Below are 26,624 nucleotides of genomic sequence, written 5' to 3'. Positions count from 1 at the left end.
AAGGGAAATTCCCTGCATGCAATTGTCATTAAAAATACTCTAATTCATTGGTAACCAATGAATTAATATGGTTATGAGGATGCCCTAGTTATTGGTATTGGTTCAAACAAATAACGAATTATCAGTCCACAAATAATGAAACACCAGGCATACCAATTCACGGAAACCTGGATTTGATCGACGGTGGGTAATTTTTTTATTCCTGAGGGGGTGGGAGCAAAATAGAAGTAAAGTTGTCTATTGCGGGTTAGCATCATATCCATCGGGATTTTGAGACTGCCAGCGCCAGGTATCTTTGCACATGTCGTTGATATCGCGTGTGGCCGTCCAGCCCAGCTCTTCTTCCGCTTTGGTGGGATCGGCATAGCATTCGGCAATATCGCCCGGCCGGCGATCGGTGATTTCATAGGGAATATCCCGGCCGGAAGCCTCTTGAAACGCCCGGATCATCTCCAGCACGCTGTATCCCTGTCCGGTGCCCAGGTTATAAGTAACCAGGCCGGGACGGGTATCCAGCTTTTCAAGCGCTTTAAGGTGACCGAGTGCGAGATCTACCACGTGAATGTAATCGCGAACCCCGGTACCGTCGCGAGTTGGATAGTCATCCCCAAACACCGAGAGCTTTTCCAGCTTTCCTACTGCCACCTGGCTGATGTAAGGCATCAGGTTGTTGGGAATATCGTTGGGATCTTCACCAATACGCCCGCTTTCGTGGGCACCTACCGGGTTGAAATAACGCAACAGTGCTATGTTCCATGTTTCATCCGCAGTGTTGAGATCGCGCAGGATCTCCTCGATAAACAGTTTTGTCCGCCCATAGGGATTGGTCGTGGAAAGGGGAAAGTCCTCCGTTATAGGTACTTTATGGGGATCTCCGTATACCGTCGCCGATGAGCTGAATACAATGTGCTTGACACCGTGCTTTTCCATGATCTCGCATAGGTATATCGTGCCGGTAACATTGTTGTGATAATAGGTTAACGGCTTTTGCACAGACTCTCCCACGGCCTTGTACCCGGCAAAGTGGATTACGGCGTCGATCTGGTGATCAGAAAAAATGTGATCCATTTTTTCCTTGTCCAGCAGATCCGCTTCGTAAAAAGTAAGCGTTTTACCGGTAATCTCCTCAACGCGGCGGAGGGCTTCTTTTTTACTGTTGGAGAGGTTGTCCACCACGATCACCTCATAGTTGTCCTCCAGCAGTTCAACGGTGGTATGACTGCCTATATATCCTGCTCCGCCGGTTACCAAAATTGTGTTCATGAGAAAATCGTTAATGGTTATAAATCAGGTTTGTGTTCGCCCGGACTCCGTGTTGCAATTTAAAATGGGAAAAAGCTCCACAAGTGAAGTCAAACTTAATATTCGCAGCCCACGATTCAAATCCCATTTTGGGATACCGGGGCACCAGGAATCCGTTTCCTCCGCTACCCGTTGTCCAGCCGATCGAGATACACCGTATTTCCCAGCAGGTGCATATAACGCAGAATCCAGTTCCGCCGCTCGATCATATACGGGGATGGGTTGTGCAGATCATATCTTTTGGGACTGGGCAGGGCAGTCATCAACAACGCACTTTCCGGCATGTTGAGATCGGCGGCTGAGCTGTTGAAGTAGGTACGGGCAGCTGCTTCAACTCCAAAAATACCGGGACCGAATTCAGCAATATTCAGATAGATCTCCAGGATGCGTTTCTTTGACCAGAACAGTTCGATCAGACCAGTAAAATAGGCTTCTATTCCCTTCCGCAGGTAGGAACGGCCCTGCCAGAGATACAGGTTTTTTGCCACCTGCTGGGTAATAGTGCTGGCGCCGCGCAGGTCGTCGCCCCGCTGACTCTCCTGCCAGGCTTTTTTAATGGCTTCAAAATCGAACCCGTTGTGCTCGGGGAAGCGCTGGTCTTCGGAGGTGATCGCCGCCACTTTAGCATAGTCCGAGATCTGGTCCCAGTCCACCCATTTATGCCTGATCGGAATCGCCTCACCGGAGCTGTTTTGCAGGCTGTACTTTTGCTGAATCATATATGATGAGGTCGGGGGATTGATCCACCGCAACGGCACAACCAGGGTGGCCGACACCAAAATCACCAGTGAGATAACAGAAAGGATCCCCTTTACCAGCAATTTCGCCACGCTCCTGCTGGACGTATCAGGATTTACGCCGTGATTCATAAGTACGGAATTTTGTTGCGGGCATAACCTCTCACAGATCTTGGGTTTCCATTATTGACAGTCATATCTACAGCTGCTGTAGCAAGGGATCGGTATGCTATCCGGATGGATTTTCCTGTATCTGTTTCAACTCCCGAATAATCTCATTACAGATACCTTCAATTTTTTCGACCGACTGCTCAAGCTTCTCAACCGGCTTTTCGTCCCATAATAGGGTTTTGGCGTGCTCATATTCCTCAACGATCTCGTCAATCTCCAGCATCTGGGCTACCGGTTTTATTTTATGCCCCGCCTTCCTGAAGTTGGTCTCGTCCCGTTTAAGAAGATATTTCCGGTAATTGGTTTTAAACTCCGTGAACGAATCTTCACTGGCATCTGCAAACTCCTTGATATAGGCCTCTTCGTTATAAACCAGCCCTGCAATTAGCTCTCGATCAATGTATGTACGATCTTTCCTGCTCAATTTTTGTCAGTATTTAGATTGAAATTTTAAATGTCGGTGATGTACTGTGGAACGCTCAAGACTATGTTGTTATTGAAGTAATGAATTCATAAGGTCAATTATTCAGGAAGGTTTTTATGAATTTTCCCAGTCAATATACGGCTGTCTTTAAAGTATTTTTAACAGTAACACTTCTTTTGTTTTTTTCTGTACCGGAAGTCGAAGCCCAGTATTTCGGACGCAACAAGGTACAATATGAGGATTTCAACTTCCAGATTCTACAGACATCTCATTTCGATATTTATCATTACCCGCAGGAGGAGCGGGCGATCAAAGACCTGGGCCGGCTCTCGGAACGATGGTATCAACGCCACACAGAGTTGCTGGGCCACAGGTTTAAAACCAGGAATCCCCTCATCATTTATGCCAATCACGCCGATTTCCAACAAAATGATGTGGTACCCAGCGTGGGCGTGGGCACCGGCGGGGTCACCGAGGGACTCCGAAACCGGGTGATTATGCCGTTTGCAGAGGCCAACCAGAGTACCAACCATGTGCTGGGCCACGAACTCGTACACGCATTTCAGTACGATATCGCCCGAACGACCGACAAAATAGGGGGAATTCGGGCGACCAGCCAGCTGCCGCTCTGGTTTATCGAGGGGATGGCAGAGTACGCCTCCATTGGACCTGAAAGCACCCATACCGGGATGTGGCTCCGGGATGCAGTCCGCCAGGATACACTCCCCACGATACGGCAGCTCGGCAACAGCCAGCGCTATTTTCCCTACAGGTTTGGCCATTCTGTATGGGCATATATTACCGGTGAATGGGGCGATAAAGTCGTGTCACCCCTGTATGTAAACAGTGCCCAGAAAGGACTCAGACAGGGAATCGAAAGTACGTTGAATATTTCGATGGATTCGCTTTCTACCCTCTGGCAGCATTCGGTCAGGGAAAAATATGCTGAAACAGTGCGGCAACACGATGATCCCTCCGAGGTAGGCACAAAAATACTCGGCAAATCAAAAGATACCGGGACGATTAATGCGGGGCCGTCGTTGAGTCCCAACGGCGAATATGTAGCATTTATTTCGGAAAAAAGCCTGTTTTCAGTAGAGCTTTTCGTGGCGGATGCCGAAACCGGGGAGATTATCCGGAGTCTTACCAGCACCGTTACCAATCCACACCTGAACGCGCTCCGATTTATTGAATCGGCCGGTACCTGGTCTCCGGATGGAGAGCAATTTGCGGCTGTTGTTTTTGCGGAGGGGGATAACCAGATTATTATTATTGACGTGGAAACGGGGAACACTGTTCAAACCCTGAAATTCGGTGCAGTGGACGCCATAACCAATCCTTCATGGTCTCCCGATGGCGAGAAAATCGCTTTTTCTGGTGCTGATGGAGGATATACCGACCTGTATGTTTACAATATGGAAGAGGAGTCTCTTCAAAATCTCACCCGCGACCGCTACTCCGATTTACAACCCACCTGGTCGCCTGACGGTTCTCAGCTTGCATTTGTTACCGATCGCGGCCCGGGTACCGACTTCGACAAGCTTACGTTTGGAAAAACACGGATAGGGATGTACGATCTGGAGACAGGGGATATAGATTTACTGCCGGAGTTTCCCGATGCCAAACATATCAACCCGCAGTTTGGCCCGGATGGGACCTCGCTCTACTATATCTCCGACTACCGCGGTATTAGCAACCTGTATCGATACGATTTTGAAGCCGCCCAGCGGTACCAGCTGACCAGTGTAAACACCGGTATTTCCGGTATCAGCGCCCTTTCACCCGCGTTAACGGTAGCCGGTACGTCAGGCGATGTGATGGTTTCGGTTTTTGAGGCCTCAAATTATAGTGTCTACCGTATTCCTGAAGTAGAGACGATCGGAACGCAGGTACTGACGGTTGAGGACCAGCTGGCCGATGCCAATGATCTGCCCCCGGTTGGCTTGACCGGTAATGAAATTACCAGTTCATATTTCAGGGAGCCCTATATCAATGTCCCCTCCGCGGATTCATTCAGGACCAGGGACTACACTCCAAAACTCAAGATTACCGGCATTGGCGGCGGTATTGGCGGGGGCGTCGGGGTGTCGAGCCAGCTGGGCGTGGGAGCAGCCGGCGGGGTTACGATGCAGTTCAGCGATATGCTGAATCAGCATCAGCTCATTGCAAGTGTCAGGGCCCAGGGCCGGATCAAGGATATAGGGGGACAGGTATCCTACCTAAACCAGGACAACCGGTTTATCTACGGGGCCTCTGTAAGCCACCAGCCCTATCGCACTTCCGCTGCCGGAGTCACTTCGGATACGCTGGAAACGGGTCAGGAGGTTGCGGTGGTGCAGCGCCTGAACCGGAGAATATTCCAGGATAGAATTTCCCTGCTCGGGATGTATCCTTTTTCCAAGACGCAGCGGCTGGAGTTTTCAGCCGGCTGGACTCATATCTGGTATGATCTGGAGCTGCAGGAAACCTTGTATAACCCGTTGGGACAACCGATAGACAGAACGAGGGAAAGTTTGAGTTCACCATCTCCACTCAACCTGTATAACATGTCAGCCGCCTATGTGGAAGATAACTCTATCAGCGCCTTTACCGGCCCGATTCGCGGGCACCGCCTCCGCTTCGAGGTGGAGCCCACAACTGGAGATTTCAGTTATCTCAACGCGCTGGCAGACTATCGCCGGTATGTGTACATGCGTCCCTTTACACTTGCATTTCGGGGACTACATTCCGGCCGCTACTTCCAGGGGGCCAATGCTGAAGAGCAGCTCTCCCCAAATTTTATAGGATATGAAACCCTGATGCGGGGATACAACACCAGCTCATTTACTCCCTCTGAGTGTGGTCGCACCCGGGAAGAGGGATGTGCAGTGTTAAACCGATTGTCGGGAAGTCGCATGGCGGTCGCCAACGTGGAATTCAGGATCCCGGTACTGGGAGCCGAGCAGCTGGCCTTGTTCCGGTCGCGGACTGTTCCCACGACCTTGTCTACCTTTTTTGATGCGGGCTACGCCTGGACAGCGAATGAACCGTTCAGGTTCAGCGATCTGAAATGGACCAGTGGCAGCACCAATGAACGCGCCCCGGTATTCAGCACCGGGCTGAGTGCGCGGGTCAATATACTGGGCTACCTGATAGCTGAAATCTATTATGCAATCCCGTTTCAACGACCGAACAAGTCAGGGTATGTTGGATTTGCCATCTCTCCCGGTTGGTAAATATTGACTTTATTCAGCCAGTGAACAAGGACTTACACTGTAATCCTGTTCACTGGCTTTGAAATCTAGTTGGCGGGTTCAGTTACTTTGTGAGGCGTGGGCCGGCCGTTCTCGTCAAGGTTGACAAAGACGATGGTATCGATCTTGATAATCGTCTTTTTATTGAATTTGTTTCGCACCTCGCAGCGCACCGTAATGGAAGAGGTGCCGAATTTAACGGTCTCCATGCCGATTTCGACGACATCCCCGACTTTGGCCGAGCTCACAAAATTGATTTCCGACATGTACTTGGTTACCACGTTTCCCTTGTCGAGCTGACAGGTAACGTAGATAGCGGCTTCCTCGTCGATCCATGCCAAAAGAGCCCCCCCGAAAAGGGTGCCGTTGGCGTTCAGGTCTTGCGGTTTGATGAGTTTGCGACTGTAAAATTTCATGATGGATTCTGGTAGTATTCGTCAATAGTTAGATGTTCCGGATGATTTGCACAAGGTACCCCCCCTATTTGAACTCTGTATAAAGATTGATTCGGGGCACGGCAGCCGCTTTGCTAATCAGCCAGCGGCATAATTTCTATTTTCCGGAACTGCGTAGGGTGGCTTTCGGCCTGGATAGAGATGGTACCGCCCGTCAGAATTTTTGAATCCACCTGTTGCAGGATCTCCCTGGCATCCCGGTCGTTGGGATCAAGCTGCGGATCGTTGTAGTCGAACACAAGGTTGCCGTTGATGTAGTGTTTGATATTGTTTCCCCGTACAACCACCTCGGCGGTGACCCACTGGTCTCCGTGATAGGTCTCCGAGCTGGAGGTGATGCAGTGCTGTGTCACCAGTTCCCCGTCAATGACCACGTTGGTTCCCGGGGTGCAGATATTGGCGGTGGTGCGCGGGTCGGTTCCGTTACCGCCGAGCAGTTGAATTTCAACCGAAACGGGGAACTCCTGGTCAACCCGCATATCCTCCGGGCGCTGCCCGTGAATCATAAGCCCGTTGTTTCGGAAAGCCCATCCGGGACCGTCGGTAACCTGTTCTCCCACAAAACGATATTCAACCCGGAGGCGGTAGTTGGAGAATGACTTTTCATAGAAGAGATGCCCAAATTCTCCGTCAAAGGAATCCCAGTTGTCGTAGGAGACCGTCAGGATTCCATCTTCCACACGGAAGGTATTATTATAATTTACCCCCGCCTCGCTACCGGTAAATTTTGGGGTCCACCCGTCCAGGTTTTTCCCGTTGAATAGCTGAATCCATTCCCCGTCCGCTTCGGCTGAACCGGGTTGTTGAGCGTGGAGAGTTGAGGAAAATATCATCCCGAAAAATAAAAAAGCTATTACGTATCTGGTTATACTATACATGTGGTTGTCCATATTTGATGGATTAAATTCGTCGTATTCAGGTGGTGAAAGGCGGGTAGAACGACCCGGTGTCCACCATATTTCGTTGCTCCCAATAAGAGCTGAAATGTCAATAGAAAGTGGTTAAACCGCAAGCACGGCAGTTGGTAAAAATTATTGACCGCTGTCGCTATGACCCAGGTCTTTACCGGGTGCTATATGATCCCTGATCAACTGTTTCAGCTCCTTGGATTCGGGGAATCGTCCTTTTTCTGAACGTGAAAAGATGATATTGTTTTCCAACCGCACTTCAAAGGTTCCCCCGGACCCCGGAACAAGGGTAACACCTCCGAGTTCGGCTTCAAAAGTGGTCAGCAACTCCTGGGCCATCCAGCAGGCACGCGGCAGCCAGCGACACTGAGTGCAGTATTCAATTTCAATACGAGGTTTCAATTGATTGTCCTTTTAAAAGTTCACTCACCATTATTACCGACCGCTCACGGTTATTGTTCTGCCGCCCCGCCCGTTGAGGTTAAACACCCTCAGGCGAATATTGGCATTCTCAGATACAGCCATTGGTTTGATATACCGTGTACTCCGGGTGGTGGGTTTCGAACCGTCCATCGTGTAGCGGATGGTAAAGCCGGGAAGCTGGACATTGGCCGCGAGCCTGCCGTTGCGAAGTATGGCACCCGGAGTGGGTATGCGGTAGTTAAACCCGCCGGCATAGTGGTCGAGCCGGGGTAGCTGCTGTTTGGAGATGATATTCAGAAATTCAGACCACGCCTGCTGGTACTGCTCCCGGTTTTCTGCCGACCAATTACCCCTGGCCCATGCAGGCTGAGGGGCCCACGCCCGTTGCGCCATGGCAAGGAGCTTGGGAAGAAGCATATATTCCTGTCGCTCCCCGTCGATCAGTTTTTCACCCCATAGCAGACTCTGTATACCCACAATATTGGAACGACCCTCTTTTGTTAGGCGCACCATATCATCAAAATGTGATTCTGTCAACGGCCGACCCATAACATCCTGCTCAGCATTTTTATAGTAGTTGTATGGGATGAAGGAGAACGGTTTTTCCAGGCTGTTGAAGCCACCCCAGTAGAGTCCCGGTTCTGGAAATGCTTTCTGATAGGCCAGGTCAAAATAAAAATTGGATACACCGGAAAGCACCACCTTGTATCCCGCATTGGCAAGTCGATAGGCCAGGTCTTCATCTCCGGAGCCGATCACATTATTCCAGACATCCACCTGGACATCCTCTTCGGCGAACGCCTCATCGCCCACCGAATGGGTTTCTCCACCCCAAAGCGCATCTTTCATGCCGATCTCTTCCCACCCGTACAGCGACAATCCACGCTCCTGCAGCATATCGTTGACCCGGCGGAAAAAATAGCCCCACAGATCGCCGGTGGATTGCAGGTCGGGATGTTCGGCAATCAACTGCTGGGCGGCCGGAGACTGTTCCCATGCACCGGAGGGAACTTCGTCTCCTCCCATATGGATGCGATCCAGCGGAGCGCCGGCCTGTTCATACATCGCCTGTAGCTCGTCAATTACTTTGGCAAGGAACCGGTACGTAGAGGGCAGGCCCACGTCGATCACGTTGTCGTCCCATCCCTGTACCGAGCGGTACTCCGATGTGTCGTCGAGATCGCGCAACAGGAATTTCCTTGCTTCATCCGCTTTGCCTTCCGCCATCAGGCGGCGGTAGCGGGCGTCCATCGCCTTGATAGCAGCCCGGGCATGGCCGGGAGTCTCAATTTCCGGAATCACTTTGATATGGCGTTCTGCAGCATAGTCCAGGATATCGATAAAATCTTCGGTACTGTAGAAGCCGCTTCCGGGGTAGGAGGGGTGGGGTCCCGAACCGTACGAAGGCTGAAGGCGCTCATGGTTGTCGAGGGTGTGTCCCCGTTGCCCGCCCACCGTGGTGAGTTCCGGCAGCCCCGGAATTTCAATGCGCCATCCCTCATCATCGTTGAAATGAAAATGGAAGACGTTGAGCTTGTATAGCGACATCAGGTCCAGCGTCTTGAGGATTTGCTCCTTGGTCCGAAAATTTCGTGATACATCCTGCATAAACGCCCGGTGACCGAAACGAGGGGCATCGCTGACCTGGAGCGCCGGTACGTCAATCGACTGTTTGGTGGCCGACCAGGAGGAGGGGGGCAAGGCCGTTTTAAGCGACTGAATCCCGTAAAAAATACCGGCCGGCCGGGAGGCTGAAATCGTGACCTGTTCGGGAGATATGGAGAGTTCGTACCCTTCCGGCCCGGTATCCCCCTGCTGCAGGATAATCTTCTTTCCATCGATGTTTTCGGTTGTTAGGGGTGCCCGTATCCCGAACACTTTTTTAAGTTCTGCAGAAAGATATTGTGCTTCATTCCTGAACATTGGATCGTACTGAACCGGTACGCCGGGCCCGAGGGTAAAGCTCCCTTCGGACGCTTGGTAGCTAGCCGGTGTGGGGAATACGCGGGGCAGCCATTGTGTATCGATATCGCGTATTGTGCTGTTCCAACTATACACCGTTGCCGGTGTGGCCACAGGTACCTCGTCCTGTGGTCCCCGGTCGAGCGCCTCCTGGTTTCCCGGCGATTTTACGCTGTACTGATCAACCGGGATTCCCCGCCTGGGATCGGCATCCCAGACCCAGTACAGACCGATCGGGGCATCGGATATATTCAAAGCGGACCCGCCTGCTACGATATCCACCTCCAGGGAATCACCGGGTTCAAGTCCACCGAATGAAGAGGTGGGCGTCAAACGGCTCAGGTCGCCGTTGATATGCTCTATCTCAACATTCCCCGTTTGGTCGGTTCCTGACATATTGTTCAGGTAGATGCTCCAGCCGCCCGGTGGAATGGCATGGTCTCCCTCGTTTTTGAGCGTGAGCACCGAGAGAAATTGTGCTCGATCCTGGTAGTGGTTATCGACCAGCTGCCAGGTTACCTCCAGGGAGGAGGGATGGAATCCGCCGCCGGATTGACTGTAAACGGGACTGGCAAGTCCAACTGCCAGCATAACTAAAAGGGTCACGGTTCGTCTCATAGGTGGTTTGCCAATGAAATTTTAAAAGATTGATGAGGTTGCATTGTGATGATAAAATAAATGGGAGCGGAACCGCCGGTCAGATACGCCGGTGTGCTGCATGCACAGGCATTGGCAGTACCATGCAATACCAATTCCTGGCCGTTAATGATGACAAAAATAGCAATTGCGACTGCAAGCTCAAATTGCAGGTAACAAAAAAGGGAGCCATCTTCGGCTCCCCATAGTCGTTTTATCTTGCAAGCCGGATTATCTAAAGCTAATCCCGACCCCCAGGTTGTAGCTGGAATAATTGGCAAGGGTGTAGGAGCCGGAGATGTGAAAGATCGCAAACCGCAACCGGAAACCGGCAAGGGCGCGGAAGCCGTTTTTACCGTCAATCTCCACGTCAATCGGTTCATCAACTGCTTCGACAGTCATGGGCTCATTGTTGTTCGGATCGTCTTGGTACGCTGTGTTGGGTACCACGGTGGGATATGAGCCGGCTGTTTTAATCGACAGGGTGGAGGCCTCGTAGCCTACACCACCGTAAACCGATATTACCGGCAGCGTTTTACCGACCAGGGCGTTGATGGTCCACGCATCGGATGTGAGTGCGGCATTTTGCCCCTGCCACGTTGATGCTGCATAGGGATTCTCGGTGTTATTTTGATCCTGGATGACATCTTCCGGCAACAGTTCCAGTTCCGAGTTCAGGTCCATCGTGGTATACCCGTACATGACAGAAATATCAACGGGGATCAGGTTGCCACCCGGTAACCACTGCTTTACATCGTGCTTGACTCCAACTCCGAACAGTTTAAAAGAGCCACCCACTTCAGGAATATCATATTCCGGGACGAAACGGACCATAACGTCGGTATTTTTGATCAAGCCCACTCCCGCTTTTATCATCGGGGCAGGAACATATTCAAAGCCGGTCCCCTGCGGCATGTCAAATGAAAAGAGTTCTTCTTCCACGCCGTTTCCGTCCACATCTTCATAGGCCGCGAGTGTAGCTCCAGGCTGTTCGGGTCCGTTGATAGTGGGGGCTACAGAGGAGGTGCTCTTGACTTCCAGCTGTTGCAGGTTGAGGTCGTTTACATCAAATGAGAGGTCGGTATCCGGAACAATGGCAAGTCCCGAACTCACAGTCAGGTCAAACCCAAGCGTATTGTGCGTTTTGGCAGTATTGGTCCACCCGGTATTGAGTCCCGCACCAAATCCTGAGCCAAACGGCTTCAGGTAGGACTTAACCAGGGTGTTCGCATCCTCTTTGCCAGATTGCAAGATGGGGCCAACGTCCTCGATCTGGGCAAATGAGGGTACAGATATGATGCTCAACAGGGTGAAAAGCAGTAATCCCTTTAATAAAGATTGTAATAGCTTCATTGCGTGATATTTATTTTATGTGTTTGTTAGATGATACAAAATTAAACCAGGTAATAACCATCCCTGCAAAGGGGATATATAGTAACTAATTAGTTGTAGACTCTCTAGTGCAGTTATTGGTTAGTCAGGGGACTATTATAGCCACAAGGGGAAAGACCGCACTCCTCATCCCGGGTCCACGGGACGGGGTTCGTTATTCTTGATTCTACATTCATCATTCCCTCTCCGCCGTCGCTTTTTCCTCATCCCTGCTGTTCTTCGAGCGATTCCAGGATGTTGAGGTACGATTCATACCGTTCCGGGCTGATATCACCTTCTTCGAATGCGCCGATTACACCGCATCCCGGCTCATGGCTGTGGGTACAGTTGTTGAATTTGCAATGCCGGCGGGCTTCCAGCATTTCGGGGAAAAAGAGCGAGAGCTCCCAGGGGTCAATATTGACCAGCCCGAACTCCTTGATGCCGGGAGTATCCACAAGATAGCCTCCAAAATTGAGCGGAAGCAGCTTGGCAAATGTTGTGGTGTGAATACCTTTCTCCGAATAGTCGGATACATCAGCTGTAGGGCGCTGGATATGTGGATCTATCTTGTTGATGATCGAGGTTTTACCCACCCCCGAGTGTCCAATAAAAACGGAGGTTTTCCCCTTGAGCACCTCCTTGATTTCCGACAGGGATTCCTCGTCGTGGATACTCGCTGGTATGATATCATACCCGATAGAGCGGTAAAGGTCGACAAGGTCGGCCGCGTACTGCAGCTCGTTCTCTCTTGCCAGGTCCATCTTGTTAATGATGATGCAGGGTAAGACCTGGTAGGCCTCGCAGGTTACCAGAAACCGATCAATAAATCCCTGTTTTAGCCGGGGCTTACGAATAGACTGCACTACAAAAGCGCGGTCTACATTCGCCGCCAGGATCTGTTCTCCCTGCTTGTTGTGAGTCGATTTACGGATAATATAGTTTTGGCGATCATGGATTTTTTCAATGCTCCCGGTGTCGTCCTGGTTGATCGAGATCTCCACCAGGTCGCCCACGGCCACCGGGTTGTTCACACTGTAATTCTCCAGGCGGAAACGCCCCGGCAGTCGACACTTGACGATGCTGTGGCCTTCATTCTCCTCCACGGCAACTTCGTACCAGCTGCCTGTTGATTGTACGACTCGTCCCTGTTTAGCCATTCGTTCTGGTTTGTTGGATTCAGCATGAAAATATCGATGCAGCGGTAATAATGAAACAGTTAACTTGTGCGATGTACTGGGACACGAAATTATTGCCGTGCAAATAGGCCGCCTGCTCTTAAAAAAGAAAACCTGCCAGGTGTTGGCAACCCGGCAGGTTTCAGGGGATAGGGACAGGAGCGCTATTGTTCCATAATGACAGTTTCCTGTGTGGAGTCTTTGGCCGCCTGGCTTGCTCCATTTCGGGATTTATATTCGTCGGAAACCTTGAATCGCTCCATGGGATCCATGACGGACTCATCCTCGAGGACAATATCCAGCAGGGGATCCATACGCTCGAGGTACTGCACTTCCAGGTTCCCGATCACATCCTCTTCAATTTCGGCCACATCCTTCTCATTTTTCTTCGGGAGCAGTACCTTTTTGATACCTGATCGCTTGGCGGCAAGCACTTTTTCTTTGATTCCGCCTACCGGCAACACCAGCCCGCGCAGGGTGATTTCACCGGTCATGGCGAGTGTGCCTTTGACTTTCCGCTGCGTAAAAATGGAGGCTACGGCGGAAAAGATGGAGACTCCGGCGGATGGGCCGTCCTTCGGAACCGCGCCTTTGGGCACGTGGATGTGAAGATCCCAGTACTTAAACGCCTCTTCCGGGATACCGAGCTCCTCGGAATGGGCCCGCAGGTACGACATCGCCAGCATGGCCGACTCTTTCATCACATCGCCCAGCTGACCGGTAATATGCAGCTTGCCGGTTCCTTTTGAGACGCTGGCCTCAATAAAGAGGATATCGCCTCCATAGGGAGTCCATGCCAGGCCGGTTGCCACGCCGGGCACCGTCGTTCGTTCGGCAACTTCGGAGAAATACTTCCGCTTGCCGAGGTATTCTTCCACTTCGTTGACCCCCACCTTGAATTTCTTGTCCTGGCCGGTCGCAATTTTAGCGGCTACACCGCGGCAAACCGACCCGATTTGACGTTCAAGGGTCCGCACTCCGGACTCTCGCGTGTACTCGTCAATTATTTTTTGCAGTCCCTGGTGTGTTATTTTAATCTGATCCTCCGTAAGTCCGTTTTCGGTGATCTGCTTGGGTATCAGGTGCTGCTTGGCGATCTCGGATTTCTCCTCCTGCGTATACCCGCTGATGTTGATGATCTCCATGCGATCACGCAACGGGGCCGGGATGGTCTCCAGCGAGTTTGCCGTGGCGATAAACAGGACTTTTGACAGGTCATATTCCAGCTCCAGGTAGTTGTCGGCAAACGAGTCGTTCTGTTCGGGATCGAGCACCTCAAGCAGGGCCGAAGTGGGGTCGCCCCGGTAGTCGGATCCCACCTTGTCAATTTCATCGAGCATCATAACCGGGTTGCTCTTGCCCGCCTTTTTCATAGAGCGGATAATGCGTCCCGGCAGCGCCCCGATGTAGGTACGGCGATGCCCCCGAATTTCAGCCTCGTCATGAATGCCGCCCAGGCTGAACCGTTCAAATTTTCTGTTCAGCGCCCGGGCAATCGACTTGCCCAGCGAGGTCTTGCCTACGCCCGGAGGTCCGTAGAAGCAGAGGATCGGCGCCTTCATATCTTTCTTGAGCTTCAGTACGGCCAGGTATTCGATGATGCGCTTCTTTACCTTTTCAAGACCGTAGTGGTCTTCGTCGAGCACCTCGCGTGCATGCTTAAGATCCAGGTTGTCATCCGAATACTCATTCCACGGCAGGTCCAGTATCCATTCGATGTAACTGTGGATGATGCCGTAATTCGGTGAAGAGTTGGGAGTGCGCTCCAGGCGCTGAAGTTCTTTTTCAGCGGTTTCAACAGCCTCGTCGGGAAGGTTTTTCTCCTTCAGTTGCTGTCGGAGTTTTTCAATCTCCTGCTGCTCACTGTCTTCGCCCAGCGCCTCCTGTATCGCCTTCATCTGCTGGCGCAGGTAGAAGTCGCGCTGCTGTTCATCAATATCCGATTTCACCTTGGTGCGGATCTCTTCACTCAGGTTGAGCACCTGGAGCTCCTTGTTCAGAAACTCCATAACCTTTTCCATGCGCTGAGAGAACTTTTTGATCTCCAGCACTTCCTGTTTTTCCCCGGTGGAGACATTCAGGTTGGAGGAGATAAAATTCAGCAGGAACGTGGGACTGCTGATATTATTAATAGCGATGGAGGCCTCCGAAGGGATATTGGGAGAAAGGTTCACAATCTTGCTCGCGGTTTCCTTGACCGAGCGCATCGAGGCGTCCAGCTCTACCCCCTGAATATCCATCTGCTGGCCGAACTCCTCCACTTCGGCCCGGAAATAGGGCTCCGATTGAATGAAGTTGCTGATACTGAAGGTGGTTTTGCCCTGAATTACAATACTTTTGCTTCCATCGGGCATCTTTATCAGCTTCAGAATCTGGGCGACGGTTCCCACATGATATAAATCACTGGCAGCCGGGTTTTCTTCCTCTTCCTCCTTTTGGGCTACAACACCAATAATTTTATCGCTCTCATAGGCATCCTTGACCAGTTCCAGGGATTTGTCTCGCCCCACTGTTATGGGGACCACCACCCCCGGAAAAAGAACCGTATTTTTCAACGGAAGGATGGGAAGAGTTTCCGGAACATCAAAGTCGGTTAACTTCCTCTCTTCCTCTTCTGACATCAGGGGAATCGCTTGTTCAAAATCCTCAAAACCCTCTTCAGAATCTTCAAGCCGTTCCCAGTCAATATCTTTTTTATCTATCATAACGGATTTTAGTGTTAAGAATAAATTTTTTTGATTCTCTTTTACATGAGCTGCAAATAGAACGCCAGCCGTCCATTGTCTACCAATTAGTCATAATCTACTCAATCTTTATGGCAAAATAACAAATATCGACAGAATGTGTGACAGTTGGACATGAAAGGGGCGGGCCGGCATCTTAAAAATGGAAGGTGAGTCCCCCGACCGCCGCACCGCTGAGGTTCAGAGCGGGAGATCCTCTGGGCGAAAGGAACTGCGCTCCGGCCGAGAGCTCCCAGTGTTTCATCACGATTCCCGTGCCCAAACTCCACAGGGTCGGTGAATCGGTGGCTACCTGGGCTCCCAGGCGAATCGGCACCGGTTTTACCGGGGCGAACTCCATGCCGAAATGGGCAATTAATTTGGTGTTGTTGAAGGCCGAGTCGTTGAGACCCAGCGTGAGGTCGGCCGCGAGCTTAAGCCGGTTTACCTGGAGCAACATTCCGGCGTTGAAGGAGGTCGGAAGTACAGCTTTAAACGGGCGTTCCGGGGAGTCGTCAGATCTCCCGACCTGGTTGAATTGGAAAGGATTTAAATCGGGGACCTCGTCAAAAAAGGAGAGATACTGTCCCGGTGACCCTTCATACTTCTGGCCGGAGGCAGCAGCAAAAGGGGTGAGGGTAGTGTCCCGGGCATGGTCCAGGGAGCGCGGGTTTTCGTTATAGGAGACAAACCCGAGGTCGGTGACCGAAAAGCCCAGCCGAAGTGATTTTTCGATCGGCTGTGTATTTCCGGAGTGTGCAAGCGAAAGGTCATCTCCCAGCGTAAGTACATATACAAGGCCAAAGTCGAGCCCGCCTCCCATCCCTGTCGGAGTCGTATAGTCGCTGAAATCCTGTTGAAAGGAGGAGGGGAAATGCCGCTGAACAGCCGCTGACGGATCACCATTGGCCGTATAGTGGCGGGTGGCCCCGGAAAAATTGCCGGTCGACCGATAGCTGAACGACCGGGTAAACAGGGGTTGGTCCATCTCATCCGTAAACCAGTAGCGGGAATCATATTGGAGGTCGAGGTAGGAGCCACCGAGAATAAATTTGGGGGCAATCCCTATGTAAAGCTTGCCCACCCGGGGAATCAGGCCTGATACGAAATCAAACGTTTGTCCGTACCCGAATGAGAATTCATGCAGGAACTGGCTTTGCTGGAAAAGGCTCACGTCACGCACACTGGTGGAGCTGTCCAGATCTTCAAAGGTTTCATCGTACCAGCCCCGCCCCACTTCCGTCCGGGTTGAAAATCTTGTGCGGGCGGTTAATGAAAAAGCACGGTCTCCCTGCCGCCATTGTACGCCCCCCAGTATCAGGTCCATTCGGTGCTGGTGCTCGGAACGGGATCGCCCTTTGGGATAGTTGCGATCCAGAATCAACTGCTTTTCGGAAGCGGTAATGGCCGTGGCTTCCGGCTGGTGAGCATCCAGGTAGTTTTTGTACGCCTGGAACTGCCGACTTGTGCTGCCGACAGACATTACCGGGGCAAAAAATCCGGCGGCGGTGCCTATTCCAATACTGAAGCGGGTGCTCTTGTCGGGAACGGCAAGGTTTGCAGGATTGATGAAGGCAGCTTCGTACCCCGTAAGATACGCAGTACCGCCTCCACCCATAGATATATTTTGTGGAGTCAGAACCGGCTGCGACAGGGCGGTCTCAACACAAAGAAGGCACAAAAGTACGAAAACAGGTCTGAAAAGCGATTTCAAATTCAATATCCTTCTGAAAGAAATTAAGGATCTGTTACCCCGGCAGAAGCCGGGTATCAGCCTACAACCTTCATCTTGGCGGCCCGGAGCATCAACGTTTTACGCCCCCGGTCTTTGAAAAATACGACAACTTTGGTCCGTTCTCCATTCCCGGTACGACTGATTATTTTGCCGGGACCAAATACATTGTGTACTACTTTGGCTCCCACCTGGAAACGGTCAACGTCATCCCCGTCATAGTGTATTTTTGTCCCGCCGGATTTCCGGTTGTTTTTGGAGTAGTGCGGTTTTTTCCAGTCATATTCTACGGATTGATCCCAGTTGTTGCCGTTGGTGGCGTCATCACTGAAGCGATTTTTGAACTGGGTGATACTGGAGCCGGTTTCAGTTCGTACCACGCCGGGGTCAACTTCATCCAGGAAGCGGGAGCGCATCATCGACTTCTCTTCACCGTACTTGTACCGGCTTCTGCAGTGACTGAAAAACAGCTTCTTTTCGGCCCGGGTAATCGCCACATAAAAGAGGCGGCGCTCTTCCTCGATATCGACCTCCTCATTGTTGCGGCTGCCCACGGGAAACAGGTCTTCCTCCAGTCCCACCACGAATACCACCGGGAATTCCAGACCCTTGGCGGCGTGTACCGTCATCATGGTAACGGCCGGCTTTTCCTCGTCATATTTGTCGGTATCCGTGATCAGGCTGATCTCCTGCAGGAAGTTGGCCAGAGAAGGATTATTAGTGCCTTTTTCATAAAACGATATCGCATTTTGCAGTTCCAGGATATTTTCACGGCGGGTCATCGATTTCGGAGAATTTTCCTCCACCAGGTTTTTCATATAGCCCGATTTTTCAAGCAGCTTTTTAGTGACTTTGACCAGTGATTCACCCTGTTCGATATCCTGTTTCAGGCTGCGGATCATCGAGACAAAATCTTTTACGCTGTTTTCTGCCGGACCGTAGATGTCGACCTCCTCAACGTTGGTAAGGACATCCCAGAGTGACCTGTTCTGGCTGCGGGCCTCCGAGGTCAACTGGTGCAGCGACTTGTTGCCGATACCACGCGAAGGCTCGTTAATAATCCGCAGCAGGTTCGTGTCGTCATCGGGATTGATCAGCATGGTGAGATAGGCCAGCACATCCTTGACCTCCTTGCGCTGGTAGAAGGAGAGTCCGCCCACCAGCTGGTAGGCAATACCTTTGCGCCTCAAAGTTTCCTCAAACACCCGGCTTTGGTAGTTCGTGCGGTAGAGGATGGCAAAGTCGTTGTTTTTGTAGCTGTGACGCTGTTTTAGCTCATGAATATATCCCGCCACGCGGTTGGCTTCGTCCCGCTCATCGTAATTCTCCAGCAGCGTGATGGTGCTGCCCTCCTCGTTGTCGGTCCACAGCGTTTTGTCCAGCTGTTTGTCGTTGTTTTTGATGATCGAATCGGCCGCCTGCAGGATATACTTGGTGGAGCGGTAATTTTGCTCGAGCGGAACCTCCAGGGCCTCCTCATAATCCTTCTTGAAATTAAGGATGTTGGAGATATCGGCCCCGCGGAACGAGTAAATACTCTGGGCATCGTCGCCGACCACGCAGATATTTTCGTGTTTGTCGGCCAGCATCCGGGTTACCTTGTATTGGGCGTGGTTGGTATCCTGGTACTCGTCGATCATGATATAGCGGTAGCGGTCCTGGTATTTCTCGAGCACGTCGGGATGGGCGGCAAAAAGCTCAATCGGCTTGATCAGCAGGTCGTCAAAATCCATTGCATTGTTTTGCTTCAGCCGGTTTACGTAGATCTCGTAGACCCGCGCGGTGATATCATCGAGGGTGCTGTGCACGAACTTCTCCTTGTAATGGTCCGGATGGATGAGCTCATTTTTGGAATCGCTGATACGCCGATGGATGGTGCGCGGCTGAATCTCTTTCGGGTCATAGTTCAGCTCCCGGATAATCTGCTTGATCAGGTTCTGGGAATCGTCGGTATCATAGATCGAGTAGTTGGAGCCGAAACCGATTTTATCGGCCTCATAGCGCAGTATTTTTGAAAACACCGAGTGAAACGTTCCCATCCACAGCCGACGTGCGGGATCCCCGATCAGATCGATGATGCGGTCCTTCATCTCCCGGGCGGCCTTGTTGGTAAAGGTGAGCGCAAGAATTTCATCGGGTTCGGCTTTTTGCTGGTGGATAAGATACGCTATGCGATAGGTGAGCACGCGCGTTTTTCCGCTGCCGGCGCCGGCCACGATCAGCAGGGGACCGTCAGCTTTTTTGACTGCCTGCTGCTGTTGCTTGTTTAAATCCTTTATGAAATCGGGTTCTTGGGGCATCGTATAGTTTTATTTACAACTGATTTCTTTACCGTGTATTGCAGTTATTCAGCGATCCTTCTCAATTACCATTTCAGGATGTAGCGTGAGTATTGCGGTTTATCTTTTGTCCTCCGCATGGTATCACTGCGATAGATTCGAATAGAGTTTCAATGTAATGGCTGATGGTATGTAGAGTAAAAGTTGTGCAGTACCAGTGGATATTGAGAACTACAGCTGAAACTATCGCGACAACCTAAAACAGGAGACCAGAAATAACTTTTTCCAAACCCAAACCTACGAAATATGGGTAGTTTTAAAAAACATTTACCATGCAAAAAATTCAGAAAATCGTATCATGTTACCAAAGATTCAAAATAGATATACCGTTTACGCCATGTGATTAAATTGAGATGTTCAATTGGTATGTTTTCGGAAAATAGATTCATCCCTTGCTATATTATTGTTTATAAGGGACCTTGCAGGCTCTATTATATTGTGGAGAGGGGTTGTACCACCGACTTTGTTGACCTTTTAAACGGAAGTAAACTCAGAACGGGGAATTGAGGATTTTAAAGCCCCGCCATAAATTAAAAGGAAATTTGCAGATAAAAGGGGATTACCTGTGGAAAAATATAAAAGAATAGTCGTTTGTGTACTTTTGAGTGGGCTGTATGCACTTCATCCTGTTCAGTGTTACGGGCAGAATGGATCGCTCGATACTCCGCCCAATATTCTATTCGTAATTTCAGATGATCAATCTTGGCCTCATGCCGGCATTTATGGTGCAAAAGAGATTGCAACGCCCGCTTTTGATCGCATTGCGAGGGAAGGAGTTTTGTTTAATAATGCGTTCGCCGCAGCGCCACAATGCAGTCCGAACAGGGCAGCTATACTGACCGGCAGAAATATATGGCAGCTGGAGGAAGCGGGGACACATGCGAGTAATTTTCCGCAAAAATTTCGCGTTTTCCCCGACCTTCTTGAGCAGGCGGGCTACGAGATAGGGTATACCGGCAAGGGATGGGGGCCCGGGAACTGGAAGTACAACGGTTGGGACCGTAATCCGGCGGGTGTGGAATATAGTGATCAAGAGTTGAGTGAGAAGCCTGTCTCTTCCGTTAGTAATTTGGATTATGCTGCTAATTTCCGGGATTTTTACGAAGGCAGAGACCAAAGGAGGCCATTTTTCTTTTGGGTTGGGACATATGAGCCCCATCGGGTCTATGAAGAAAATTCAGGCATAAAATCAGGCAAAGATCCGCAAAATATTGAAGTCCCGGCCTTTCTTCCGGACACGCCGGAAATTCGGAGTGATCTGTTGGATTATTACGTGGAGATTGAATGGTTTGACCAGCAACTGGGACATATGATAAACTTGCTGGAGAAGAATGGAGAACTGGAGAACACGCTTGTGGTGGTGACTTCGGACAACGGCATGCCGTTCCCCCGGGCCAAGGCTAACCTGTATGAATACGGCACCCACGTGCCGCTGGCGATCCGCTGGCCGGAGAAGATTGGGGAAGGTAGAATCGTAGACGACCTGGTCAGCTCAATCGATTTTTTCCCGACCTTCCTGGACGTTGCCGGTGCTGATATTCCTGAGCAAGTGACTGGCAGAAGCCTGCTGCCCCTCCTCATGTCTCAGGATGAAGAAGTTGTAAACAAGAAGCGATCGGCGGTCCTGACCGGCCGAGAACGTCACACGCACGCCCGGCCGGAGAACCTGGGATACCCTTCCCGCTCAATCAGGACGCAGGATTACCTGTTTATCCGGAATTTAAAGCCGGAACGCTGGCCGGCAGGAGATCCGCGGCCGGAAAACAGGGCGGATTTGACGGCGGGTGATTTTAAGTCTTTTGGCCGGGGTTATGCGGATATTGACGGTTCTCCCACAAAAGCGTGGATGTTGGACAACCGGGACAGGCCGGCCGTCAAAAGACTGTTTCAGTTAGCGTTTGAAAAACGACCCTCCAAAGAGTTATACAACATTACCAAAGATCCGGCCTGCTTGAATAATTTGGCGGGAAAAGCGGAATATCGATCAGTGCAGAACCGGCTTGAAGCGAAGCTGGATAGCCTTTTGAAAGTTCAGAATGATCCCAGGGTGTATGGATACGATATTTTTGAAAGCTATCCCCGGTACAGCCCGATGCGGAATTTCCCGGGATTCAAGGAGCGCGGGGAGTACAATTTTGACTTCTGAGCGCAGCGTCTATTGAATTTACTGGCGCGGAATGCCACAGAGAGAGGTCCAGGGTAGAAATTGTGAGACCCTGTGAAGCGCTGTTGCCTCTAACTCAGTTCCTCCAAAATACCGCGAAGTTTCTCGAGGTTGGTCTCCGTGTCCTCCTTTTTGTCACGCTCACGCTGTACCACATCATCAGGGGCGTTTTCAACAAACTGTTCATTACCCAGTTTTCCATTGACGGACTTCAGGAAGCCTTCCAGCCGGTCGATCTCCTTCTCAATACGCTGTCGCTCTTTGTCGAGATCGATCAATCCCTCCAGCGGAACAAAAATTTCGGAGCCTTCCACCACCGAAGAGGCCGAGGCTTGCGGCTGCTGCAGGTCGGTGGTTACGTCAAACGATCCGATATCCTGCAGTTTACGAAAAATCCATTCATTCTGCTGTAGCTGGGTTGCCAGTTTTTCGTTTCGGGCTTTAATCCTCAGGTCGATATCCGCGCGCATCGGCACGTTGAATTCGGCCCGGATATTGCGGATGGCAGAGACCATCTGCTGGATCGTTGTAAACAGGGCAATATCACGTTCCCCGATAAGGGTTTCATCCGCTTCCGGCCACGGGGCAACGATGATCGCCTCGTCGTTGGCACGCTCGCGCATTCGCTGCCATATCTCCTCTGTCAGGAACGGCATAAACGGGTGCAGCAGCTTCAGCAGGATCTCAAAGAAATTGAGCCCGCGGGCCAGCCTGTCGGCCGGAATTTTCGCCCCGGCCTCATCTGCCTTGATAAGCTCAATGTACCAGTCGCAGAAGTCATCCCAGATCAGCGAGTATATTTTTTTGAGCGCTTCGTTGATGCGGAACGTTTCAAAATCCTTCTCAACCTCCCGGATGGTGTTGTGTACTTTCGCCAGCATCCAGCGGTCTGCGAGGTTTTCTTCGTCAATTTCGAGTTCCGCACCGTACTCGGTATTCTCCTTCACATTCATTGCCAGGAAGCGGAATGCGTTCCATATCTTATTGGCAAAGTTGCGTCCCTGCTCGCAGAGGCTCTCTTCAAACAGCAGGTCGTTGCCGGCGGGAGAGGAGAACAGCATTCCCACACGTACGCCGTCGGCCCCGTACTGGTCGATCAGGTCCAGCGGATCGGGGGAATTGCCGAGCGATTTGGACATTTTCCGGCGCTGGCTGTCGCGCACGATTCCGGTATAATATACATTGCTGAACGGCTTCTCTCCGCGAAATTCATACCCCGACATGATCATCCGGGCCACCCAGAAAAACATGATCTCCGGGGCGGTGACCAGGTCGTTGGTCGGGTAGTAATAGTTGATTTCTTCGTTATCGGGATTCCGAATGCCGTCAAAGACGGTAATCGGCCAGAGCCAGGAGGAGAACCAGGTATCGAGCACATCCTCATCCTGCTCAAGATCATCGCTGTTCAGATTTGTCCCCGATTTTTTTCGCGCTTTTTCAACCGCTTCGTCTTTCGTTTTGGCGATCACGTATTCTTCGGCGCCTTCTCCATAGTACCAGGCCGGAATCCGCTGACCCCACCAGAGCTGGCGCGATATGCACCAGTCGCGGATGTTTTCCATCCAGTGGCGGTAGGAATTCTTGAATTTGGCCGGGTGAAACTGAATTTCATCGTTCATTACATTTTCGAGCGCGGGTTTTGCCATTTTCTCCATGCTGCAAAACCATTGCAGGGAAAGACGGGGCTCAATGACGGCATCCGTTCGCTCGGAGTATCCAACCTTGTTACTGATTTCTTCAACCTTGACCACCCGTTCCTGCTGTTTCAGATCTTCGAGAATGCTGTCCCGCGCTTCAAACCGGTCCTGCCCCACATAAAACTGTGCCTCTTCGGCAAGCGTGCCGTCGCTGTTCAGCATGTCAATAATTTCCAGCTCATGTTTCAGCCCGATCTGGTAGTCGTTTTCGTCGTGGGCGGGGGTGATCTTCAGGCAGCCGCTCCCGTATTCGGGGTCGACGTATTCATCGGCGATGATCGGGACTTCGCGCTCTACGATCGGGATAATCGCTTTTTTCCCAATCAGGGACTGGTATCGCGGGTCATCGGGATTTACGCAGACCGCGGTGTCTGCCAGGATCGTTTCGGGCCGGGTCGTTGCGATGACGACACTCGCATCTTCGCCAACAATATCGTAGCGAACGTGATACAGTTTTGACTGTTGCTCCCGGTGGATGACCTCCTCGTCAGAAAGGGCGGTCTGGGCTTCCGGGTCCCAGTTGATCATCCGCTTTCCGCGATAGATGTAGCCGCGTTCGTAGAGTTCAATAAAGCAGTCGATGACCGATTCGTACAGATCATCCTCCAGGGTGAACCGGGTGCGCTCCCAGTCGCAGGAAGCCCCGAGCTTTTTGAGCTGTTCCAGGATAATTCCGCCGTGTTCATGGGTCCAGTCCCACGCGTGTTCCAAAAACTCTTCGCGCGTTAGGTCCGCCTTGGTGATGCCTTCTTCCCGCAACTTGTTGACGACTTTTGCTTCGGTGGCGATGGAGGCGTGATCCGTACCCGGCACCCAGCAGGCGTTATAGCCCTGCATGCGGGCCCGGCGAACCAGCACATCCTGGATGGTATTGTTAAGCATGTGGCCCATATGGAGTACACCCGTGACGTTGGGCGGGGGAATGACAATGGTGTAGGATTCGCGTTCATCCGGTTCGGAGTGAAAAAAACCGGAATCATTCCAGTAGCTGTACCATTTGTCCTCCGCTTTTGAAGGATCGTACTGTTTGGGAATGTTTAGTTCTGCTGGTGATCTACTCAAAATTAGTTCTGTTTTTCAGGTTTCGGGTTTACGCTGAAAACCGGTTGAGACCGGTACATTTGTCCATACGTTCAAAGCCGGAAAATAATAAAAAGCGGGGTGGGGTGTAAGCAGTGCCACAGATTTACACTGATGTTGGTATCCCGTGAAAATCTGTGGTCCGCTGTTAATCAACTCGTCGCAGTCGTACGCCAAAATGTCCGTCGCAGTGATGTTTGTGGGGGAACGTTTGGTAGGCCATCGCATCCTGGATCAGGACCTCGTCCGGCAAGTACCCGTCCAGGCTGTCAAGTTCAAAATTTTCATGTTTTTCAAGGAAGTTGGTAACCTGACCCCAGTTTTCTTCCTCCTCAATCGAGCATGTGCTGTATACGAGCCGCCCGCCCGGCTTTACCATTCTGGCTGAGGCATCGAGCAGCTCTTCCTGCAGTTGTACGGCATTCTCAAGGCCCTCCAGGTCGCGCCGCCAGCGCAGGTCAGCCCGTTTGCTCAATACGCCCGTTCCGGTGCAGGGAGCGTCAAGCAGGATTCCGTCTGTTTCCGGCAGGTCAAGCTCGCGCACGTCGGCACGCCGTATTTTGATGTTTTCGGCCTGGAAATCGAGCGCGTTTTGAGCCAGTTTCTCCAGTCGTTCCGAGGAGATATCAACCGCCAGTATCTCCCCTTCGCCGCCCATAATGCTGGAGAGAAGCACCGACTTGGTACCGGGAGCCGCGCAAAAATCATAGATCGATTCATCGGGGCCGGGGTTCAGAATGGTGGGGGCGAAACCGGCTGCAACATCCTGGATCCAGCAAAACCCTTTGGAAATCCATCCCTTGTTGATAAAAGGGGCAACACTGTCTACACGGAAATAGCCGGGCAGCCAGTTGCTCTCGGTAAAAGAGACATCATTTTTTTCCATTCGCAGCTTAAAGTATTCAGCTTTGGTCCTGAGCGTATTAACGCGGACATAGTGAACAGGCGGTTTATTGTTGGCCTGCATCAGCTGAAAGGCCTCGCGCTCACCAAACCGGTTAACCCAGCGTTTGACCATCCACTCCGGGTGAGAAAATGTAGTTGCGATCAGCTTGGTACGATCCTTGAAGTTGGGTTTGGGAAGGTCATCTTTCTCCTTATCCCGCTGCAGGTTCCGCAAGATGGCGTTTACGAGGTCGCCTGTACGCGAACCGAGCGAATATTTTGCAATTTCAACCGACTCATTAATAGCGGCATAATCCGGGGTGCTGTCCATAAACACCATGTCGTAGACACCCAGCCTGAGGATGTTTTTCAGGCTCGTCTTCATCTCCTCCAGACTGACATTGGCAAATTGACTGATCAAAAAGTCGAGATAGGAACGCCGCCGCAAAATGTTTTGCACATATTCACGCACTTCGGCACGGTCGCGCTGGTCGAGGTCATTGGCCCGGGTATAATCCAGGTAATTGGTCTCATCAAATTCGTTTAAAATATCTACGCTGACAGATCGTGCAGTTGCTTCAGTTTCCAAGATAATCGCTGATTTAGAGGTTAACTTTTTACATCAATAAAGAGTACTGCCGACGTTCTGGTTCCGCAATACCTGCAGCCATTGATGTTGAAACAGCTCAGTTTTCGTGTTGAGTCTGTCCTAAAAAATATAACAGACGAAAATACAGCATTGTGGGTGGAGTTGCTAATTGATATGACATGAATTGTGATCGATATTCCAGGGATGCCATACTGTGGGCAACGGCCTGAAAGAGCTGTTGTATACAGCAGTTGGGAAGGCACCCCGCAGGAGAACCCTGGCAGGCTATCATTTATTCGAATATTAAACGGGGAGATTCCGCAATTACAGGACTTTATTGACTACGAGACTAATGTCTGGGAAACGAACTCCTCAGCCCGAATTTCTACCTCGTATTGTTTAGGGAAAAATGGCCGTGTCCTGCTGGCAGGCAGCAACTGTTGTCAGTTGTAATGGGGAATAGTAGAGGGCTCTGCAAAACCATCAGTTCCTCGTTCTGAGGGAGGAGTTGTACTCCCGTTAACCCGGATTATTCACCAAGAAATTTGGTTGTGCACGAGGCGAAGGAAACATGACCGCGGAATAGTACAGGTGTACAGTGAGCACCTCATGTTT

The 26,624-nt window shown here is 51.2% G+C and carries 16 protein-coding genes; 2 read left to right on the top strand and 14 right to left on the bottom strand.

Going from position 1 to position 26,624, the window contains the following annotated elements; genetic code table 11:
- Window positions 1-237 precede the first annotated feature (237 nt).
- The 3 genes from galE to ACG2E4_RS16675 form a co-directional block, all read right to left on the bottom strand.
- Window positions 238-1,263, bottom strand: a complete 1,026-nt coding sequence (gene galE, locus ACG2E4_RS16685; protein ID WP_395277280.1) for a UDP-glucose 4-epimerase GalE — start codon at window positions 1,261-1,263, stop codon at window positions 238-240.
- A gap of 164 nt (window positions 1,264-1,427) precedes the next feature.
- The gene (mtgA, locus tag ACG2E4_RS16680) at window positions 1,428-2,171 is read right to left on the bottom strand and encodes a monofunctional biosynthetic peptidoglycan transglycosylase (RefSeq protein WP_395277279.1); all 744 of its coding nucleotides are present in this window, start codon (window positions 2,169-2,171) and stop codon (window positions 1,428-1,430) included.
- A gap of 97 nt (window positions 2,172-2,268) precedes the next feature.
- On the bottom strand, window positions 2,269-2,634 hold the full coding sequence (locus ACG2E4_RS16675) for a taurine dioxygenase (RefSeq protein ID WP_395277278.1): 366 nt from the start codon (window positions 2,632-2,634) through the stop codon (window positions 2,269-2,271).
- A 176-nt stretch (window positions 2,635-2,810) separates the two neighbouring features.
- On the opposite strand from ACG2E4_RS16675, the gene ACG2E4_RS16670 reads away from it, so the two are divergent.
- Window positions 2,811-5,849 carry a peptidase S9 gene (locus tag ACG2E4_RS16670; protein WP_395277277.1) on the top strand — a complete coding sequence of 1,013 codons (3,039 nt, stop codon included), beginning with the start codon at window positions 2,811-2,813 and terminating at the stop codon, window positions 5,847-5,849.
- A 65-nt stretch (window positions 5,850-5,914) separates the two neighbouring features.
- On the opposite strand, the gene ACG2E4_RS16665 is transcribed toward ACG2E4_RS16670, so the two are convergent.
- The 9 genes from ACG2E4_RS16665 to ACG2E4_RS16625 form a co-directional block, all read right to left on the bottom strand.
- Entirely contained in the window at window positions 5,915-6,283 is a 369-nt protein-coding gene (locus tag ACG2E4_RS16665; RefSeq protein ID WP_395262203.1) for an acyl-CoA thioesterase, read from the bottom strand.
- A 113-nt stretch (window positions 6,284-6,396) separates the two neighbouring features.
- Window positions 6,397-7,200 (bottom strand): DUF1080 domain-containing protein, encoded by an 804-nt coding sequence (locus ACG2E4_RS16660; RefSeq protein WP_395277276.1) that lies wholly within the window; start codon window positions 7,198-7,200, stop codon window positions 6,397-6,399.
- 153 nt (window positions 7,201-7,353) lie between these two features.
- Window positions 7,354-7,632, bottom strand: a complete 279-nt coding sequence (locus tag ACG2E4_RS16655) for a SelT/SelW/SelH family protein (protein WP_395277275.1) — start codon at window positions 7,630-7,632, stop codon at window positions 7,354-7,356.
- A gap of 33 nt (window positions 7,633-7,665) precedes the next feature.
- Complete coding sequence (locus tag ACG2E4_RS16650; RefSeq protein ID WP_395277274.1) at window positions 7,666-10,233, bottom strand: family 20 glycosylhydrolase; 2,568 nt, start codon at window positions 10,231-10,233, stop codon at window positions 7,666-7,668.
- A 249-nt stretch (window positions 10,234-10,482) separates the two neighbouring features.
- Window positions 10,483-11,604, bottom strand: coding sequence for a DUF6588 family protein (locus ACG2E4_RS16645; RefSeq protein ID WP_395277273.1), 1,122 nt, complete (start codon window positions 11,602-11,604; stop codon window positions 10,483-10,485).
- Window positions 11,605-11,846: 242 nt separating this feature from the next.
- Entirely contained in the window at window positions 11,847-12,782 is a 936-nt protein-coding gene (gene rsgA, locus ACG2E4_RS16640) for a ribosome small subunit-dependent GTPase A (protein WP_395277272.1), read from the bottom strand.
- A 182-nt stretch (window positions 12,783-12,964) separates the two neighbouring features.
- Complete coding sequence (gene lon, locus ACG2E4_RS16635; RefSeq protein WP_395277271.1) at window positions 12,965-15,505, bottom strand: endopeptidase La; 2,541 nt, start codon at window positions 15,503-15,505, stop codon at window positions 12,965-12,967.
- A gap of 175 nt (window positions 15,506-15,680) precedes the next feature.
- The gene (locus ACG2E4_RS16630; protein ID WP_395277270.1) at window positions 15,681-17,141 is read right to left on the bottom strand and encodes a DUF5723 family protein; all 1,461 of its coding nucleotides are present in this window, start codon (window positions 17,139-17,141) and stop codon (window positions 15,681-15,683) included.
- Window positions 17,142-17,293: 152 nt separating this feature from the next.
- Window positions 17,294-19,555, bottom strand: coding sequence for an ATP-dependent helicase (locus ACG2E4_RS16625; RefSeq protein ID WP_395277269.1), 2,262 nt, complete (start codon window positions 19,553-19,555; stop codon window positions 17,294-17,296).
- 604 nt (window positions 19,556-20,159) lie between these two features.
- Here ACG2E4_RS16625 and ACG2E4_RS16620 point away from each other — a divergent pair.
- Entirely contained in the window at window positions 20,160-21,740 is a 1,581-nt protein-coding gene (locus ACG2E4_RS16620; RefSeq protein ID WP_395277268.1) for a sulfatase, read from the top strand.
- Window positions 21,741-21,829: 89 nt separating this feature from the next.
- On the opposite strand, the gene ACG2E4_RS16615 is transcribed toward ACG2E4_RS16620, so the two are convergent.
- Window positions 21,830-24,517: a valine--tRNA ligase gene (locus ACG2E4_RS16615; RefSeq protein ID WP_395277267.1), complete on the bottom strand. Its 2,688-nt coding sequence runs from the start codon at window positions 24,515-24,517 to the stop codon at window positions 21,830-21,832.
- 166 nt (window positions 24,518-24,683) lie between these two features.
- Window positions 24,684-26,009, bottom strand: a complete 1,326-nt coding sequence (gene rsmB / locus ACG2E4_RS16610; protein ID WP_395277266.1) for a 16S rRNA (cytosine(967)-C(5))-methyltransferase RsmB — start codon at window positions 26,007-26,009, stop codon at window positions 24,684-24,686.
- Window positions 26,010-26,624: the final 615 nt, after the last annotated feature.

This window comes from Halalkalibaculum sp. DA384 (genome assembly GCF_043951955.1).
In the GTDB taxonomy this organism is placed as follows: Bacteria; Bacteroidota; Rhodothermia; order Balneolales; family Balneolaceae; genus JAMQKA01.
The sequence above is the reverse complement of the archived record's forward strand: the minus strand, read 5'-3'. Positions and strand labels throughout refer to the sequence as shown.